General features: G+C 42.0%; 4 protein-coding genes. 1 reads left to right on the plus strand and 3 read right to left on the minus strand.

The annotated features are described in order from the left end of the window. Window positions 1-112: 112 nt before the first annotated feature. Window positions 113-1,945: a methyl-accepting chemotaxis protein gene (locus tag ACYVRH_RS11315; protein WP_461257021.1), complete on the plus strand. Its 1,833-nt coding sequence runs from the start codon at window positions 113-115 to the stop codon at window positions 1,943-1,945. Between the two features lie 433 nt (window positions 1,946-2,378). On the opposite strand, the gene ACYVRH_RS11320 is transcribed toward ACYVRH_RS11315, so the two are convergent. The 3 genes from ACYVRH_RS11320 to ACYVRH_RS11330 all read right to left on the minus strand — a co-directional run bounded on the left by ACYVRH_RS11320 (window position 2,379) and on the right by ACYVRH_RS11330 (window position 3,244). Continuing rightward, window positions 2,379-2,585 (minus strand): hypothetical protein, encoded by a 207-nt coding sequence (locus tag ACYVRH_RS11320; RefSeq protein WP_461257022.1) that lies wholly within the window; start codon window positions 2,583-2,585, stop codon window positions 2,379-2,381. Beyond that, window positions 2,560-2,796, minus strand: coding sequence for a hypothetical protein (locus ACYVRH_RS11325; RefSeq protein ID WP_461257023.1), 237 nt, complete (start codon window positions 2,794-2,796; stop codon window positions 2,560-2,562). The genes ACYVRH_RS11320 and ACYVRH_RS11325 overlap by 26 nt, the downstream gene beginning before the upstream one ends. Window positions 2,797-2,905: 109 nt before the next feature. Beyond that, window positions 2,906-3,244, minus strand: a complete 339-nt coding sequence (locus ACYVRH_RS11330) for a helix-turn-helix domain-containing protein (protein ID WP_461257024.1) — start codon at window positions 3,242-3,244, stop codon at window positions 2,906-2,908. Window positions 3,245-3,344: the final 100 nt, after the last annotated feature.

Below are 3,344 nucleotides of genomic sequence, written 5' to 3' on the forward strand. Positions count from 1 at the left end.
GCTCACTGCATAGTAGACAAGACAGTCCGAAATAGTAGAAAGTGCAGACGAATTAGTAAAGAATGCAATAGAAATAATATCTCATTCTGTTAAATAGTAGATTAAAAAGAATATGAAAAATAAAAAATATAATTTTCTTGCTCTTGTCGCAGGGACGGGGCTTGCCATGCTTGCGGCTGATTTTCTGATACTACTTTTTTTTGGGAATACTTTTTCCCAACTGCGCTTTCGTTTCGGTATTCCAGCTTTTGTCTTCTTCATAATCTATTGCGTTATTTTAGGGCGGGGCGCTCAATATTTTGATTATAACTATTTTACCAAACTGAAAGGGGAGGAGTATTTACTCTGGCTGAAAAAAATAGGCGCGGTGCCAATTAAAAGGATAGCCCTTAATGTGATTACTCACGCCGTTTTTTTGGGGATTGTTTTTTTGAGTGGAAATTATCTGGGGATTGATCCTTCAATAAAAAGTTCTTTATTTTTGGCGGCTTTGTCTTTTGGTATGCTGGTGGGAACTTTTATTTATGTAGCGGGCGACGGTTTGGTCTCCGGCACATTGCTTGCCCACAATTTTACCGTATATCCCCCTAACTATCATGAAAGAAGGCAGGAAGCCAAAGCGTGGATTATCCCGCTTGCGGCAATTCTGGTAACACTCGGCTTTACCTGTTCCGTTACTTTGCTTGGTATTCACCGCTCCGGAAATTCACTGTCTTCAATATTGATACCGTTGATTGTTTTTTTTCTTGGTACAGCCGCCCTTGCCTTTACCCTTAAAAGAAATACGGGCGCGCTCTACTCATCGGTAATCGCTCAGCTTGAAAATCTTTCATCAGAACAGAAAGACCTTACAAGGCGGATTTCCATTTGTTCCGTTGACGAACTTGGAAGCATTGCCGGAATGGTAAACACTTTTAGCGAACACTTAGGCGGCGGTATCAGTGATATTAAAGACGGACAGAAAAACCTTTCCGCAGTGGGAAACCGGCTGGAAGGAAACGCCTCGACTATGGCGGATTCCATTGCCAAAATTTCTACTGCGGTGGAACAGGTATTGGTTAAAACTAAAGGGCAGATGGAAAGCGCCAATACGTCATCTCGTGAGGTGCGGCAGATTTCTGAGCAAATTAAATCGCTGGAAGAAACTATTTTTACCCAAACGTCCAGCATAACCGAAGCTTCCGCCGCAGTTGAAGAGATGGTTGGCAATATTTCATCCATAGGTTCCGTAACGGAAAAAATGGCCGCACAGTTTAAGACGGTAGGGGAAGCGTCCGAGGCGGGAATGCGCATCCAGAAGGAAAGCGGGGACCGAATACGCATGATCGTGGAGCAATCGCAAACTTTGCAGGAAGCGAATAAAATCATTTCCTTAATAGCCGTCAATACAAATTTGTTTTCGATGAACGCCGCGATTGAGGCGGCTCACGCAGGCGAGTCAGGCAAAGGCTTTGCCGTAGTAGCAGATGAAATCCGCAAACTGGCAGAAAATTCAGCCGCCGAATCGCGGAAGATCCGCTCGGAGTTGAAACAAATAACGGCAACCATAGACCGCATTGTTAAGGACGCCACAGTGTCGGAAAACGCCTTTGCAGAAGTTTCGCGCCGGATTGACGAGACAGGAAAACTTGTTGTGGAAGTTGACAACGCCATTCATGAACAAAAGACCGGCGCATCCGAGGTGATGGAATCCTTGCGCGTAATGAAAGACCTTACCATGAAAGTTAAAGACGGTTCGCAGGAAATGAACCGTGGCAGCGAGGCAATGGTCAAGGAAATCAACACGCTGCAGAACAGCGCCGCAGAGATAGAAACTCGCATGGAAGAAATATCCGGCGGCATCGGCACTATTAATAAAGGCGCGAAGGAAGTTTCAACCCTTGCCGCAGATACTCATGATTCTATTGATAAGATTTCGGGTATTGCAAATGGGTTTAAAGTTTAGGGGATTTCGGCAGCAGGTACAGTACGTAGCCACGGCAAGACTCGAATCTTCACAATTAAATATTTTATTTGTTGACAGCCATTTTAACACATTTTTATCCCAACGCCTTTTTTTGCTTCTCAATATACCCGCCTTGCCCTGCGGAAAGATTAATAAACCGCTGTTTGAGCAGGGCTTTTTCTATTGTATCTATACCGGGGGAGCAAAGTACATTTTGAAGTCTTGTTTTATGAGATATACAGGCAATGTGAAAAGCATCTTTGGGAAAACCGCTTACACGGTATTTACCATTGTGGGGAAAGGCTTTGTCAGCTGTTTTGTAACCGGATTCCTCAACCGCTTGTAATGCAAGGAAAGCGTCGTCGAAACTTTGTATTGCCTTTGTCAGGCTGGTTAAAGAGTCTTTATCTGTTTTTTCACAAAATTCAAGTTCCTAGGATAAGAAGGTGTACTCGGCAAGGATAATGATTTGAGGGTCGGCGGTAATTTGGGCTTCTTGAAAAGAGGTCATCGCTAAAGCTACACCTTTTTCATAAGAAATACGCCATGCTTCTGCTTTTCCTTTGGTGGCAAAACCCTTGCGGTCTGCTTCAGATATAGCCGCTTCATAAATGCTATTTACTAAGCCAATCTTTGCCAAATTCCACCTCCGCTTCTGATAAATTCCAGCCGCTGGTTATAAGAGGCTCTACACCTACTTTTTCTTTATAAATCTTTGCTAAATACGGGGGCATGGGAATTGATCTTATAAGACGGCTATATCCATCCCTGTCTCCAGCTTCCAATAATCTAAATGCCTTGTTTGAGGTAGCAAGTTTTTCGTCAAGGGTCATAGTTTGCGCTTGCGGCATTGGTTTCTCCTTAACTTACAGTATAAAAGACCATTAGCGTTTTCAACAAGATTTTTTCTACCCAGTGAACAAAGAGCGAACCTAGAGAGATGGACGCTGAATTCATAATTCAATATTTCTCAAGAGTTTCTCTAATTAATTCATCAATTGAAAAGTTCAAACCTTTTCTTATTTCATTTTGCATTGACTTTGGCATTTTGGGATAAGCGTTTTCAGTATTTATCTCATCGTTTTTTTCTGTACGATCAATAAAAAAATGGTAGGGCTTTATCTTTAGAATAGCGGCTATTTTTTCAATCATGTTGATAGAAGGAAATTTTTTACCCACTTCTATTTCTCCAATGTAAGTGGGTGATGAATTACAGTATTCCGCAAGTTTCATCTGAGACATGCCTTCTTTTTTGCGGAATTCTTTCATGTTACTGATAAAAACTTGCTTTAATGTCATTTCTTATGCTAATAGCCTTTATTTTCCCCTTACAACCAGCTTATTGAGGGGCATTTTGCTTGACTTTATCATGCTTATAGCACTATAATATGGGATAAAT

The organism is Treponema sp. R80B11-R83G3 (genome assembly GCF_054786115.1).